Source organism: Paenibacillus sp. sptzw28 (assembly GCF_019550795.1).
Taxonomy (GTDB): Bacteria; Bacillota; Bacilli; order Paenibacillales; family Paenibacillaceae; genus Paenibacillus_Z.
On sequence record NZ_CP080545.1, the window covers coordinates 5,531,512 to 5,546,979 of the forward strand.

Below are 15,468 nucleotides of genomic sequence, written 5' to 3' on the forward strand. Positions count from 1 at the left end.
GTAATTTACCTTTTGGATAATGATGCCCAGGTGCTTTCCAGCCACTTGTCAAACTCAGCGCCCTTGTCACCTTCGTACGTATCATACACATCGAGCCGCATCTTTTTCAACTTCTCTTTGAACTCCTCAAAGGAATGCCCTACCGGCAAGCTCTTCTTGATTCTTACCAGAATTTTAGAAGCCCCTTTAATTAGTTCGCCTTTCTTCCTTGGCGGTAATTGTACATCTTCGCCAAATTCTTTAAGCTTATTGAAGGCAGCCTCTTGGACTTTATACACTGTGTCGTTAAGCATGCGATGTGTCAGCACATCAATTGTTTTATGGCTTTTCCACTCGCCCAGCTCTTCAACTGCTTCTAATCGTTCTCTCCAATTAGACGTTCGATTGGCGGATATTTTTAATTCCTCGTAATTTGGAGGCAATTCACTTTTCACTTCTTGATTTTCCACAACGATCACATCTCCTATGCTTCGCTCTTGTCGCCTTTATTGGTGCCCGTGTCCTTCACGCCGTCCGCTTTCTTAACGCCCTTGCTTCGATAAGGCTTCGGTGCGTTCTTCGCTCTGTTCGCGCTGGCCTGCCACCGGTTCCAACCCTTCTTATCGGTCCCTCTGCCTGTACCGCCCTTGCCCTTAGCTTTACTCAAATAATCACTCCATTACGTGTGGATGCCTGAATTTCCTATCCTTCATTTATTTTGTCCGATTTACTTGGTTATTTAACCCACACCACAAAATTACAGCAGTATATAGTTCGGCGCGTTTGAAATATGCTTCACAAATGTCCTACCCTGTGTCGAGATATGTCGAGAACCAATTATTACTATTTTAACACTTTAAGCATGTTAGTTCTATAGACTGCCTGTCCCATTATTAGAAGCGGGTTTTCTATTCTAATAAAATCCATAAAAAGGGGAACTCTAATTCAGAAAATAAGGAATAAGGAGTGGGAATTTAGTGAAGGTAGTGGTAACAGGGGCGGCAGGTAAAATCGGCCGATGGGCCGTACGAACAATTTTAGATGCCGGTCATGAGGTTATCGCTTCGGATCGAAAATTGAGGGAGGAATCCGCCTCGAAAAATTTTGTCCAGGCTGAATTACGCGATTATGGTCAAGTCTGTCAGCTGCTCATGGGAAGCGATGCAGTTGTCCACCTTGGGAATATTCCGACCGATGTAAGGAACACACCTCAGGCTATATTTGAGAATAATATGCTCGTTAACTTTAATATCCTTGAAGCTTGCAAAGATTTTAAAATTCCCAAGCTTGTATGGGCATCAAGCGAAACGGTTCTGGGGTATCCTTTTGTTCCGGAACTGCTTAGTTACCTTCCTGTAGATGAAGAGCATCCAACAGTAGTCAAGTCATCCTATGCGATGGCCAAACGGCTCACTGAACACCTGGCGGAAATGTATTACAAGCTGGTTAAGACCCAGGTCGTTTCTCTTCGCTTTGCAAATATATATGAGCATGATGAATATCAGAAAATCCCTAATATGCATTGGACTGATGAACAAAAGGATTTTCAAAAGATGAATGCATGGGCTTACTGCGATGTCAGAGATGCCGCAAGGGCCTGTCTGCTTGCAATAGAGAAGAGTGATCTGGGAAATGAAATATTCCATATAACTGCCCCAGATACTATCATGCCCGATCTGAGTGAGGATTTAGTAAATAGATTCTTCCCAAATGTACCTAAAAAGAAGGAAATCCGAGGACACGAGACTCTAATGGCAATCGATAAGGCCCGGAGGATCCTTGGTTATGAACCACGTTATACTTGGCGTTCTGTTCTGAATAACGACGGCACACCCAAAGCACTGCCCGAGGACCAGCTTGCTTTAACAAATATATAAAGAGTCCCGCCAAAAACAAATCAGCCCCGTTTCAGGGGCTGATTATTCATAGCATCGCAATTGCTCGATTTCCTTCATTGTCCAGTCCAACTCAAATATTAAAAAGACCTTAAGCTTTTTTCTTCTTTCTGCTGGAAATATCGACATACACGGCCAGCACCAGGATGGCTCCTTTGACGATATATTGCCAGAACGATTCCATATTCATCAGGCTCATGCCGTTATCCAGGCTGGCCATGACGAGCGCACCGATGATGGCTCCGGCGATTGTGCCGGTCCCGCCCATCAAGCTTGTTCCGCCGATAACGCAAGCGGCGATCGCATCGAGCTCGTACATGTTCCCGGCGCTCATTGTGGCGGCATTCAGACGAGCCGTCAGGACTAGTCCGGCAATGGCCGCGAGCGTATTGCAAAGAACGAAGACGAGCAATATCCGCCGCTTGATATTGATGCCCGACAGACGGGCCGCTTCCGGGTTGCCGCCGATGGCGTACACCTGCCGTCCGAAGGTTGTATTGCGGGCGACGAATGTAAATACGAGCCCCAGTATAATGACCATGACGAACGGGACCGGGATCCCCTTGTAGCTGTTCATCACATAAACGAAGCCGAGAATAATGACGGCGATCAGCGCCATGCGCAGCACACTGACCGCAAGGGGCTCCGCGTCAAAGCCGTACCGAAGTCTGGCGGACCGCTTCCGCAGCACCAGAAGCGCGGCGATGATCAAAGCGGCGATGCCGAATATCCACCCGATAATATCAGCCGCATACGCTTGCCCTATCGACTTGAAGGAATTCGACAGCGGCGCGATCGTAACGCTGCCGGTCGTTCCGAACAGCATGCCCCGGAAGATCAGCATCCCGCCCAGTGTCACAATAAAGGCCGGAACCGCTCGATACGCCACGATCCACCCCTGAACGAAGCCGATTGCCGCGCCTATGCCGACTGTCGCCGCGATGACGGGAACGGTGTTCCAATCGTACCATACGTTCAGCATCGCGGCGATTCCGCCCGTCAACCCGACCAGAGAGCCGACGGACAAGTCGATCTGACCGGCTACGATGACCAGCACCATTCCGATTGCCAGAATTGAGGTAACCGACATTTGCAGAAACAGATTCGATAAATTCGTCGGCGTCAGAAAACGTTCATGCATCAGCGAGAACAACAGCCAGATCGATAACAAAGCACCGATCATTGTGTAGGCTTTCGCATCGAATCTGAACCAACTGATTACCCGTTTCCTTTCCTTCTCTCCCAAGGCCGCTTCCACATTCAAGTTCAACGTACCCGCCCCCCCGTTGCCGTCGTCATTATGAGTTCCTGCGTGGCTTCCTCCGCAGTAAACTCCCCTGCCTTCTTTCCTTCCGAAATGACCATAATCCGGTGACTCATCCCGAGCAGCTCCGGAAGCTCGGAGGAGACCATAATAATCGCCACGCCACGGCGGATCAGGTCGTTCATGATGTTGTAAATCTCGTACTTGGCCCCGACGTCGATCCCCCTTGTCGGCTCATCCAGGATGAGGATTTTCGGTTCTGTCATAAGCCACTTCCCCAGCACTACCTTCTGCTGATTGCCGCCGCTTAGCGTTCCGACGACCGTCTCCACCGAATTTGCCTTGATTCTCAATGAGCGGATATATTCATTGCCGCTTGCAATTTCCTGGTTATGGTTAAGGACGCCGACAGACGAAATCTTCCCCAGACTGGCCATCGTCACATTGCTTTTGATATCCATGCCAAGCACTAATCCGTACTTCTTGCGGTCCTCCGAGACGAGCGCCAAGCCTTCTTTGATCGCCTGCTGCGTCGTCTTTATCTTGACCGGCTTCCCGTCAATTTCGACGACTCCGTCGTCCGTTCCCGGGTAGGAGCCGAACAAGCTCATAACAAGCTCCGTTCGACCGGCTCCCATCAGGCCCGCTATGCCGAATATTTCACCCTTGCGCACTTCGAACGAAATGTTATCCACGACCTTCTTCCCCGGATGATCAGGGCTCATGACCGAATAGTTTTCTACTTTCAGCACGACGTCTCCCGGCTTTGCTTCAATGCGGGGAAACAGCTCCTTGAGCTCCCGGCCAACCATAAGGGATATAACTTTGTCTTCATTGATTTCCGCAGCCGGATATGTCCCGATCGTCTGACCGTCCCGCAGCACGGTGATGGAGTCCGCGATGGCGAACACTTCATTCAGCTTGTGCGAAATATAGACGCAGGCGACCCCGCGCTTCTTGAACTCCCGCAAAATGTTCAGAAGAATGTCGACCTCCTGCTCGGTCAGCGCGGCCGTCGGTTCGTCCAGAATCAGAATGTTCGCATTCTTGGAAAGCGCCTTGGCGATCTCCACCTGCTGCTGCTTGCCGATTCCCAAACCTCCCGTCGTTTGCTCCGGGCTGACGTCAAGGCCGACTTCCCGCAGCCATTTCTCGCTCTCCCTGAACACCCGCTCCCAGTTGATGATGCCGAATCGCGCGGGCTCTTTGCCGAGAAACAGGTTTTCCCCGACCGAGAGATCCTTGGCCAGCGCCAGCTCCTGATAAATGATCGCAATGCCTGCTTCTTCCGCATCCTTGATCTTATGAAAATGCTTCTCTTCCCCGTTAATCAGGATTTGACCCTCGTACGTACCGGCAGGATACAATCCGCTCAGCACCTTCATGAGCGTCGATTTGCCGGCCCCGTTCTCGCCGCACAGCGCATGGACCTCGCCTTTCCTAACGGTGAAGTTGACTTTATCAAGCGCTTTAACGCCGGGAAACTCTTTGGTGATGTTCCTCATTTCTAAAGCGGCCGTCACCATTATTCTCACCTCGTATACGACGAAAGGGGAAAGAGCGTGAAATACGTTTCACTTCTTCCCCCTTTTCTCAAATTCGTTATTTCGCGTTCGTTATTTCGCGTTTTTGTACACTTCTTCCTTGGAGTGGAAACCGTCCGCAATAACCGTGGCATCGACATTCGACTTGTCGACGGAAATCGGATCGAGCAGGATTGAAGGAACGTCGATTTTGCCGTTGTTCACGGTTTTGTCGGCGCCGACGTCTTCGCCTTTCGCCAGCTTGACCGCCAGTTCCGCCGCTTTCTCGGCCAGCGCTTTAATCGGTTTGTAAACCGTCATCGTTTGCGTGCCTTCGACGATCCGTTGGACTGCCGCCAATTCGGCATCCTGACCGGAGACCGGGATTTTACCGGCAAGACCCTGGGCGTTCAGTGCTTGTATGACCCCGCCTGCCGTGCCGTCGTTGGCTGCGACGACCGCATCGATCTGGTTGTTGTTGGCTGTCAATGCATTCTCCATATTGGAGAGCGCGTTGGCAGGGTTCCAGTCTTTCGTGAATTGGTCATATACGAGCTTGATGTCGCCTTTGTCGATCAACGGCTGAAGCACGTTGAATGCGCCCTTCTTGAACATATGGGCATTATTGTCCGTTTCGGAGCCGCCGATATAGACGTATTTGCCTTTCGGGGCTAATTTGACAATTGCTTCCGCCTGCATCTCGCCGACACGCTCGTTATCGAAGGAGACATATAGATCGACGTCGGAGTTCTTGATCAACCGGTCGTACGCGAGAACTTTGATTCCGGCTTCATGCGCTTTCTCCACGATTGCCGCCGTCGCTTCGGCGTTGTGAGGAACGACCACGAGTACGTCTACGCCTTGTGAAATGAGCGATTCCGCTTGGGCGATTTGTTTGGCATCGTCACCGTTGGCAGATTGAACGTCCACGTCGGCGCCCAGCGCCTCCGCCGCCGCCTTGAACAAGTCTCTGTCCTTCTGCCAGCGTTCTTCCTGAAGCGTATCCATCGAGAAGCCGATTTTGATTTTGCCGCTGCCCTTCGATTCGGCGCTTGCCGCCGATGCGTTCTTCCCTCCGCCCTCCGTCGCGGCGCTTCCATTGCTCCCGCTCCCGCCGCTTCCGCAAGCCGCTAGCACGAGAATGAGCGACAGGAACAATGCCGCAACCCCGCTAATCTTACCTTTTATCATTTTTCTTCGCCCCCCAGGAATGAGATGAAACGCTTACATTTGAAGCTTAGCATGCGTCTGGTCCCAGAGGAGGGGCCAGGTTCTGGATTCTTTTGCAATCGTCTATACTTTTTTGCCGAATATTCTATTGCGGTATTCAGTCGGGGAAACGCCGCACATTTTTTTGAACACCTTGCTGAAATAGTTCGGGTCGTTGTAACCGGCCTCGAATGCGATTTCCTTGAGCGGGACGTCAGGCCGGTTCATGAGCGATTTCGCCTTTTCGATCCGGCACTCCGTCAAGAAATCGATATAGTTGACGCCGAACTGCTCCTTGAACAGCTTGCTGATGTAAAAAGGACTCAGTTTGACCTCTTTGGATATCATCTCCAGTGTAATGTCCTTTTGGAAATGCTCGGCGATGTATTGTTTGATTCTTTGCAAGGTATCCGCTTCCAGCCGGCTTTGGTGTTCCGTCATCTCCTGATTCATCCGCTCCAGCAGACATTTCGTTTCCATGCGCAGCTGCCGGTAATCCTGCGCCCGGAAGGAGAACAGCGAGCTCTCCGTTTCGATCCCCAGTTCATACAGCGTACGGGAGACGAGCCAGAGCGACTCCTGTACTCTCTGCTGCACCAGGGCAAGGCCCGTACCGTTCTGTTCGCCTTGACGGATGAACTGCAACACGATTTCCTCGGCTTGCTCCCATTGCCCCAGCCGGATATGCTCAAGAAGCAGCTTCTCCGTGTGCTTGGCGGAATTTTGTCCGCTTAGGCCCGGAAGCGCGATTGAATCGGAATAAAATCGGTGTCTGGCCGGAAGCGCCGTGTCTGCGGAGGATATGAGCGCCTCCCGGTAAGACAGCCGAATTTGCTCAAGAGACTCATAGGCGGAACCGATCCCGATAAAGCAGTCGGTGCCGGGCACCTTCCGCTGCAGCATCAGCAGCTGTTGAACCGTCTGAGCCGCTTGCGCCCGGTAAGACAACCCTGTTTGGCGGAACACGACGATCGGGATTTGACGCCCGGACATGGCGCCGGCCCATCCTATGGCGAGCTCTCTCACTTTATTTTTCACGCAGGCGTAGAATTCTCCCGGGGAAGGGCTTGCATTCAGAATGACAAGCATAACGAAAACTTCCTTCGTCGTTTCACCTCCGAGCAGACCCAGCAGCTCATCCAGATGAACTTCATGCACATGGTCGAACAACAGCTGCGTTACGACGTCGGCTTCGACGACCGGCATCATTTTCGTCAGTGTATCCCTCGTCCGTTTCCCGGCTTCGCGTTCTCTCCGTTCCTCTTCAATTTCCTTCAGCACCTTGTCGACTGTGGCGATGATTTCCGCGGCTTTGCTTGGTTTGAGCAAATAATCTCTAACCCCGAGCTTAATCGCTTGCCGGGCATAATCGAACGTATCGTATGCAGTGACCATAATGAACCTGATATCGGGATACTCGCCGCCGATCCGCTCGACCGCTTCAAGACCGTTCATTCCGGGCATTTTGATATCCATCAGGATAAGGTCGGGCTGTTCTTCGGCAACCATCTCCATCGCTATTCTTCCGTTCCTGGCCTGACCGATGATCAAATCCGGGTAGCCATTCCGCAGAATCGCCTGCAGTCCTGCTCTTTCTATCGGTTCGTCATCCACGATCAGCAGCTTCATCATAGCCCTCAATCCTCCTTACTTTCGGCAGTTTCAGTATTACCTTGGTCCCTTGTCCCGGCCGGCTCTCGATGTCGAGTACGTCTTCCTCGGCATAGAACAAGCGCAGCCGGCGGACGACATTGCTGAACCCGATTCCCGTGGAGCGGCCTTCCGTTTCGGCGACGCGTTCGTCCAGAATTTCCCTGACCTTCTCCTCTGCCATACCCGCCCCGTTGTCCTCGATTTCCACGATCACTTGAGCGCCCGCCTCACGAATCCGAAGCGTAATCGCGCCTCCGTCCTCAAGCGGCTCTACCGCATGAATGACAGCGTTTTCAACAATCGGCTGAAGGGTTAAACCGGGAAGCTGCACATACAGGCACGATTCGTCGATCTCCTGCAAGAACTGCAAGCGGTCGGCAAACCGCGCATTCTGGATTTCAATATACTGCGTTAATACTTTCACTTCGTCATACAGCGTGACGGACCGATCCAACCGTTTCAAGTTATAGCGGAGAATGCCCGCCACGTTCACCAGCAAATCGCTTGTTTCCGCGGCGCCCTCCAAATAAGCTTTCTTGGAAAGCGTATCGAGTGTATTAAACAGAAAGTGAGGGTTGATTTGGCGCTGCAAGCTGAGAAGCCGGCTTTCCTGAAGAAGCAGCTTGTTTCTCTGGAGTTCGCCCTCGAGCTGGGCTTTCTGCTGAATCTCGGAAATCAGGCCGTTGATATTGATGCGCATTCGATCGAATGTGCGGGCGAGAAACGAAATCTCGTCCTTGGAAGTCACCTCGATATGCAGATCGAATCTTCCTCGTGACAACTCCCTGGCCGCTGCAGTCAGCTTCTGAATCGGCCGGGTAATGCTGAGTGAGAACCAGTAAGCAAATAAAAACAGCATAAGGGAGATCAGAGCAAACATCCACACGCCAAGCTTCTTCAGTTCCGCCGATTGCTCCATAATACCCCTGTAGAAACGGTCGTAAGTGTTCATTTCCTTCCCCATCAGCGTAAGCGTCGTCTCGGAAATATATTGCGAGAAGCGGTCCGCTTCCGTGAAATAGTCAAGCGATTGCTCGCTGTTCTTTTCCTTGGCGAACATCACGGAACGGTTCGTCGAGTCGATCAGACTATCGACTAAATGAATGTAATTGGTAAGCGTAAAGTCGTTGCTCTTGTTGCGAAGCCCGGAAATTTGGCGCTGCGCCGCCAAAAGCCGCTCTTCGCTGCCGCTGAGATTGCTCAGCTTCTCCGTTGACGGTTCGAGCAAGTAGTCATTTAGCCTCGAAACCAATTGCTGGCTTGAAGAGGTAATTTCGTTCATGTGCAAGTAGCGCTGCAGAATGAGGTTGTACTGATCCTGTGTCCGTTGATTGTAGTAAGTCATGATTGCCCATATAGCCGCCATTATGAAGAGGACGATGCCCGACAATGTCAAAATCTTCTTCTGAATACCGTTCATCCGATATTCTCCGCTTTCAGTATCCGCATATTTGTGAAATATCCTCTGTAATTCAGGGGGACCGTTTGGCCTTTAAGCCACTGGACCATCAGATTCACGCTCAGCTCCCCAACCTTCTCCGGGGATTGCTGGATGAGAGCGTCGATTTTGTGCCTCCGCAGCAGCTCTCTCGTTTCCGGGCTGTCATCGAAGGAATAAATAAAATCCTTTTCCGCCTGGGATCGATTATCGATCGCCTGCACCATTGCGCTGGTATTTCCCGCCGTTAGAGAGATGAAAGCGTCTGCATTCGGATGCAGATTTAAAACATCGTTCATCATCCGTATCACTTTATCCCTCGTGCTGTCGGTGGCCGCAGTCACAATCCGCAGATTCGGATGGGCTTTAACGTCCAGAACATTTAGAATGCCTTTCTCCCGTTGACTCTGATAATCTTCCTGCCGGTCGGATTTCAGCAGTACGACAGTTCCGGCGTCTCCCATATCGGCAAGAAGCTGCCTTCCGATCATCTGTCCCGCCTTATAATGGTCGGAGCCGACATAAGTGCGGCGCAGGCTTCCGGGCGCATCGTTGGCGACAGTAATAACCGGAATCCCGTTTTCGGCCGCCTTCACGGAAATGAGCCGGTTGAAGTCATCGGTGTCCAGACCCTGCGCGATAATTCCGTTCACCTTCGAGGCGATGGCGATTTCCATCTTCTTCAGAAATTCTTCCTGATTCATGCCGTAGCTTCCCCATACCTCCAGTACCGCTCCGCTGCGCCGGGCAGCTGCCATTGCACCCGCCTCCACTTTGTTCCAGAAAGGCGTATTTAATTCCTGGGTGATCAGCACAAGCCGGTATTCGGAGGATTCCGCTTCCGGTTCGGGAGGAATGGCCGCATCGGCCCGAAATACTTTAACCAAAGATGTAATTGTAAAATAGAAGAGTATCAGGCATACAATCGGTAATAGTAATATCAATAGTTTCCTCAACCGTCAATCCCCCTGTCGCCCTTCTTTCTATAAGCCTAGCGTATCAGATATGAGTTCCATTATCCCTTGTTTTTTTATGGAACCGGTCGAGGTTTTAAGAACGGCACAATAAGCGGTGCGGGATCAACTGATAAGGCAAATGATTGAGTCTGGAGATAAGAAAAAGACGCCATACCGTGCCGGATGGCGTCTTCATTTTCCCTGAAAGTAAGATGCTCATGAGGTTAACGTTTTATCCCGGTCTCGGTACGGATCGACAGGCAGCTCGGGCTGGTATTCTTCAGACCAGAAATCGGTATCCGGGATGCCCACCTTCGCGGGGTCGAATACGGGGTCGATTCCTTCCTTTCGCTGTCTCTCATAGTCCTTCAATATTTTCAACGCCGGCGAGGTCAGAAGAAGAATCGCGATAATGTTCAGCCACGCCATGCTGCCTACGCCGATATCTCCCAAGCCCCAGGCGAGACTGGCCGTCTTGACTGAGCCGTAAAAGACAATCCCCAGAACTGCAATTTTCAAGAGGTATTCCGACCAGATACGTCTTACCTTGCGATTAAGATAGGCCAGATTGGTCTCGGCCTGATAGTAATAGGCCATGATCGTCGTAAAAGCGAAGAACAGCAGCGCAATGGCCACGAACGCAGCTCCGAATCCGGGGAACAGCGTTTCGACCGCCTGCTGCGTGTATACTGGACCCGGTGTAACATCGCCCAGGTTGTTGACGATAGGAGCCATCCCATCCGGGGTTACATTGTACATGCCGGTAATAAGAATCATAAATGCGGTTGCGGAACAAACGAACAAGGTATCGATATAAACGGAGAAGGCCTGAACGAGGCCCTGCTTGGCAGGATGAGATACTTCCGCGGCCGCAGCGGCATGAGGCGCCGTGCCTTGACCTGCTTCATTCGAATAAATGCCGCGTTTTACCCCCCAGCTGATGGCAGCTCCAAGGATCCCCCCGAAGGCGGCATCCGCGCCGAATGCGCTACTGAAGATAAGACTGATCACGTTTGGCAGTTCCGAAATATTCGCAAGGATAAGAATGATCGCCACTAATATGTAGCCCACAGCCATAAACGGCACCGCGACCTGAGCAACGCCGGCAATCCGTTTCACGCCGCCGAATATAACCGCTGCGAGAACGACAACAAGACCAATGCCGGTAATCGCGGGATCGATGCCGAACGCGTTCGTCATTCCCGCGGCAATGCTGTTCGCCTGCACGCCCGGCAGCAGAAGGCCCATCGCTACGACCGTAACAGACGCAAATAAAACGGCGTACCACTTGAGCTTTAATCCTTTTTCGATGTAATAGGCAGGCCCTCCGCGGTATTGACCGTCTAGTTTGGTTTTATAAATTTGGCCGAGGGTCGCTTCAACGAATGCGGAGCCGGCGCCCAAGAAGGCGATCAACCACATCCAGAAGACCGCCCCCGGTCCTCCCATTGCAATCGCAGTCGCTACACCCGCGATATTGCCCGTACCTACCCGGCCCGCGAGCGCTACCGATAACGCTTGGAAAGAGGATATCCCGGCGTCGGAGCTCTTGCCTTGGAACATCAGCACCACCATATGCTTAAGGTGCCTCACCTGCAGGAAACGGCCTGCGATCGTGTAGAATAATCCTGTTCCCAAACAGAGATAGATTAAAGCTTGACTCCAGATTATCCCGTTTACCCAATTAACAAATGCCTCCATAAACGCCCTCCAATCAAATGAAAGTAACCTCTCATACTCCTATCATATTACGCTTGATTAATCGAATTATGAGATGAGTTATTATATTATAATGCGAAACAATCCAAATGTGTCAATGTAAATGTCAGATATACGTTATATAAGTGTCCTTCATACTGACATAGTAGGTTTTTGATTTTGCCAAACCACATCGCCAATCACCTCCACACATCCTATTCTCGGATATTGGCGCACTCCTTAAAATGAAAGACTATTTTTCAGCCTATTAACCCGCACAATTCCCCTCTTGAATCATCGAAAACAATACAATGTTCATTCAACGTCAGTAAAAAAGGGGCAGCCTAGGCCGCCCCCGACATTATCCCTGTTCCCGATACAAAAAAAGGAGCGGTCCCAGCCGCCCCAAATTGCATTATGAATGAACTTCCTTATTGCCTGCGTGATCCTCGCTGTAGAATTCCAGATTGGTATTGCCTTCGCCGGACTGCAGATTGAAGGGGGCTGTGTACTTCGTCCAGGCACCGCCTTTGGTCCGGTAAAACGTAGCTTTAACACCCGATAGTGAGTCCGCAGCAGTTAGCGTAACGGTATACCCTTTGATGTACGGGGCAGGTTTATCCGTGCCGTATACCGGCGTGACCTTGTAAGTGGTGACCGGGGCCGTCTTGTCGATGCCAAGGGTCACTGATTTCGCTGTCTCTTTGTTGCCGGCAAGATCGCTGCTGTAGTATTCGATCTTGTATGCGGCGGCCGCCGACAGCGTAAAAGGAGCCGAATACTCTTTCCACTCTCCCTCGTTTGTGCGGTAGAACGTCTTGGCGATGCCCGAACCCGAAGCACCGTCAGATGCATTTAACTTTACGCTGACATCGGCGTTATACCACGCTGCCGGAGCCGCTGCATTGGCGAGCAGTTCAGTCGTTGGTGCGGTGGTGTCGCTTGGCGGGGGTGGAACTTCTGCCTCTTTATTACCGGCATTATCGACGCTGTAGAATTCCAAACTATCTTTTTCGGATGCGGTCAGTTTCAGCGGAAAATAATACTGCGTCCAATTGCCTTGGTTAATCCGATAAAATATTCCCTTTACTCCCGATAAGTTATCCTTTGCGGACAATGTGACGGAGAAACGATCGCCGTCCGGAGTGAACGTGGATGTGGTAACCGGCGGTGTAGTGTCCACCTTTATTTCGATATAATCGTAATCGTTATTTCCACCCGAGTCATCGCTGCTAACCGTCAGGACATGACGTCCCTCTGAAGGGATTTTTACTGTCGTTCCTTCACCAATATTACCGTTGAGATGCCAGACTGTTTTCACATTCGAGCCATCATCTACTGCTGTTACGGTGTATTCCGTAATGTTCGTCCAGCCCGAACCCGGAGCAGGTGTAACTGTATTGACAGGAGGATTGTCATACGAAGATACCAATACTTTGCTCAGTACGCCTCCTTCTGCTACAAAAATGAAGCGCTCCAGCCAAAAAACTTTTGCATTAGCGCTAATAGAAGTCAGAGTCAAGTCCGAACCCCAATAAACATCACGCCAATAGTAAACCTCATCCGACATTGTTGCAAATAGAACGTCACCGTGCATACCTAATTTAAAAGATTTAATCGGTTCATTGTAATTGAGAATATAATCATTATTGGGAGTACCGGAGTTTTGATAGGCTGTCAAACTATCTTTATTACTATTTAAATAGCTTGCAACATAACCACTGTTTACTGTGTAGTCCTGATAAGGAATACTTAGTGTAGAGGAAGTCGCTATTATGTTTTCGGTAATCCAACCCCAACCATCATTATAATAGACTACTGTCTCGGCATCACCGTAACCGGAGACAGGTATACGGGTATACATAATGTTAACCCCGTCTGTTATCGGTGAAAAATGTTGTTTCTGCGAGTTGTTTGTTATTTTCTTCGTTCTGCCTTCCAGATAACTGTAGATCTGGTGGTCTTCCTTGTTGCTCCACACTACGGTTGAAGCACCATTAGCCCGCCAATCATCGCTCACATCATAACCGTGGTCGTCAGCCTTATCCGTAACCAGCTTGCTTTCGCCTGTGGTCAAGTCACGCAAATAGATTGTCGAGCCGATATTATAAACGGCATAATTCCCTTTTACGATTAAAGTGGGATCGACTGTTCCGAGTTCGATTAAATTACCGTCGCGCCAATCGTACAGTGCGGTGGAAGCCGCTCCGTCGCTTTTCGCGAGGAAAATGGCGCCTTTGGGCGTTAGGAAACCAACGGTAGGCGTCTTGCCCTGGGCAATGGTTGTGATCTGGCCTGTACTCTGGTCTTTTACTTTCAGTCCATGATTTGCATCCAGGAATAAAATGCGATTATCCTTATAATCCCAAATTGTACCGTCAACGGAATCGACCTGAATCTTTTCATAAGCGTATACGCCGGTGCCTCCTACTACGAACAGGGCCGCCATAAACAAAACGGTTATGAAGGATTTTTTCAAACACTACACCTCCAAAATGATATTGAGTCCGAGCTCGTGATCAAACCGCATTGAGGCTGCGAGCTATTACTTGCTGAAATTCTCCATGATATCCCCCCTTCATTCCAAACCATTTGTCTTCCTGTAATTCGATTATAGAGTGGGCTGATTTTCGGTTATATAAGAATTTTTCTATAATAGTTGTCTTTTCGATACTATTTTTATAACGATGTTGTTGATATGAAATAGTAAAGGGCAGCAGCCAGAAATTTGGCCCTGCCCTTTTCTTGTGAGAGAGTGAGAAGCACTCGATCAAGGTTTTCATCAGTTTGGGATAGAACTAAGCGCCACAGCGCGAGGTAATTTGCTCATTACTTTCGGTTCAAGTCGACTCAAGTAATAATTTTATTCCATATTCCTCATCTGTTCTAACTTTCTGAAGGTCCCGTATAATCTTCCCAATGCTTTTTTCATTGTTGTCCACGAAATACTTTAAGAATCTGTTGCGGATTAGAAGGGTCCTGGTAGATATATCGGAAAAAACTTCCTTTAATAGACCAATATTGGGGGCAGACAGGAAGTAATTCCGTTTATCCATGTAAACAATCCTGTCGTACATGCATTTCTTGTGCTCCCACAAAAAATGCAAGGGTTTAACCAATCTCTTGGTTGACTTCCCCTCCGCAAGTAATGAAAGGTAATCAACTACAACGTCATAAACATCCATACCGAACCGTTCATTTAAATATTGATGATCCATACTTTTTTTCGCACAATTTACGGAGAGAAGATAGTCGGATAATTGTTCTTTGAAAATATTCGGATCAAATTCAAACTCCCCTTCGGAGTCACAGCGAAGCAGTTGAATGCCATAGAACCAATCCTTACTTAAATCCGTGTTATCATAAGCCTGCTTCATTTCTTCGAAACTACATGTGCTTTCGGTGTATTTCCCCGATCCGAAACTTCCTGCTATGTGGAAGATACGCTCCTTCAGGTTATAACCATATACCATTACATCGTGTGTAAACGATTTTTGTGATTTTGATAAGTAGGAATTTTTAATTTTCGCCTCATCAATAAAGAAATAAGCATACGAACCCTCTGTAATGACATGAATCAGAAATCGAATGATATCATTATTCCATGTTGTTGTTATTACCGATCTATCTATTAAATCCTTGCTAATGAGCGGACATTTGTCTATGTAGTTCCAGCAATCGTAGAATGATAAAGTATGGTTGACCGGGGAAGCATTCAATTGTATAAAATTCGAGTAATACCAAGCATCCGAGCTTCTATGGTTGGAGATGATGGAGAGCAGATTGGCGTAGATTGGAAAAGCATAGATAGGTGGACTACTGGTATGAAGCATCATTTCATTCACAAATAGCC

Annotated in this window: 13 protein-coding genes; 1 reads left to right on the forward strand and 12 read right to left on the reverse strand. The window is 49.6% G+C overall.

Annotated elements, in window-relative coordinates; all coding sequences use genetic code 11:
- Positions 1 to 5: 5 nt before the first annotated feature.
- Positions 6 to 449, reverse strand: a complete 444-nt coding sequence (locus KZ483_RS25720; RefSeq protein WP_220350368.1) for a HEAT repeat domain-containing protein — start codon at positions 447 to 449, stop codon at positions 6 to 8.
- Positions 450 to 463: 14 nt separating this feature from the next.
- Complete coding sequence (locus KZ483_RS25725; protein ID WP_220350369.1) at positions 464 to 646, reverse strand: DUF3934 family protein; 183 nt, start codon at positions 644 to 646, stop codon at positions 464 to 466.
- Between the two features lie 310 nt (positions 647 to 956).
- Between KZ483_RS25725 and KZ483_RS25730 the strand changes: the two genes are divergently transcribed.
- Positions 957 to 1,856 (forward strand): NAD-dependent epimerase/dehydratase family protein, encoded by a 900-nt coding sequence (locus tag KZ483_RS25730; RefSeq protein WP_220350370.1) that lies wholly within the window; start codon positions 957 to 959, stop codon positions 1,854 to 1,856.
- A gap of 109 nt (positions 1,857 to 1,965) precedes the next feature.
- Here KZ483_RS25730 and KZ483_RS25735 read toward each other — a convergent pair whose 3' ends face one another.
- From KZ483_RS25735 to KZ483_RS25780, 10 genes are all read right to left on the reverse strand, one after another.
- Complete coding sequence (locus tag KZ483_RS25735; protein ID WP_220353681.1) at positions 1,966 to 3,138, reverse strand: sugar ABC transporter permease; 1,173 nt, start codon at positions 3,136 to 3,138, stop codon at positions 1,966 to 1,968.
- Between the two features lie 2 nt (positions 3,139 to 3,140).
- The gene (locus KZ483_RS25740; RefSeq protein ID WP_220350371.1) at positions 3,141 to 4,664 is read right to left on the reverse strand and encodes a xylose ABC transporter ATP-binding protein; all 1,524 of its coding nucleotides are present in this window, start codon (positions 4,662 to 4,664) and stop codon (positions 3,141 to 3,143) included.
- Between the two features lie 90 nt (positions 4,665 to 4,754).
- The gene (xylF, locus tag KZ483_RS25745; RefSeq protein WP_220350372.1) at positions 4,755 to 5,852 is read right to left on the reverse strand and encodes a D-xylose ABC transporter substrate-binding protein; all 1,098 of its coding nucleotides are present in this window, start codon (positions 5,850 to 5,852) and stop codon (positions 4,755 to 4,757) included.
- Between the two features lie 102 nt (positions 5,853 to 5,954).
- Entirely contained in the window at positions 5,955 to 7,502 is a 1,548-nt protein-coding gene (locus KZ483_RS25750; protein WP_220350373.1) for a response regulator, read from the reverse strand.
- A complete protein-coding gene (locus KZ483_RS25755; protein ID WP_220350374.1) occupies positions 7,477 to 8,943 on the reverse strand; it encodes a sensor histidine kinase in 1,467 nt (488 codons plus the stop codon). Before KZ483_RS25755 ends, KZ483_RS25750 begins: the two co-directional genes overlap by 26 nt.
- Entirely contained in the window at positions 8,940 to 9,917 is a 978-nt protein-coding gene (locus KZ483_RS25760) for a sugar ABC transporter substrate-binding protein (protein ID WP_220350375.1), read from the reverse strand. The genes KZ483_RS25755 and KZ483_RS25760 overlap by 4 nt, the downstream gene beginning before the upstream one ends.
- Before the next feature lie 216 nt (positions 9,918 to 10,133).
- Positions 10,134 to 11,618, reverse strand: a complete 1,485-nt coding sequence (locus tag KZ483_RS25765) for an alanine/glycine:cation symporter family protein (protein ID WP_220350376.1) — start codon at positions 11,616 to 11,618, stop codon at positions 10,134 to 10,136.
- A gap of 412 nt (positions 11,619 to 12,030) precedes the next feature.
- Complete coding sequence (locus KZ483_RS25770; protein ID WP_220350377.1) at positions 12,031 to 14,094, reverse strand: OmpL47-type beta-barrel domain-containing protein; 2,064 nt, start codon at positions 14,092 to 14,094, stop codon at positions 12,031 to 12,033.
- Between the two features lie 40 nt (positions 14,095 to 14,134).
- Positions 14,135 to 14,398 carry a hypothetical protein gene (locus tag KZ483_RS25775; RefSeq protein WP_220350378.1) on the reverse strand — a complete coding sequence of 88 codons (264 nt, stop codon included), beginning with the start codon at positions 14,396 to 14,398 and terminating at the stop codon, positions 14,135 to 14,137.
- Between the two features lie 57 nt (positions 14,399 to 14,455).
- On the reverse strand, positions 14,456 to 15,460 hold the full coding sequence (locus tag KZ483_RS25780; protein WP_220350379.1) for a hypothetical protein: 1,005 nt from the start codon (positions 15,458 to 15,460) through the stop codon (positions 14,456 to 14,458).
- Positions 15,461 to 15,468: the final 8 nt, after the last annotated feature.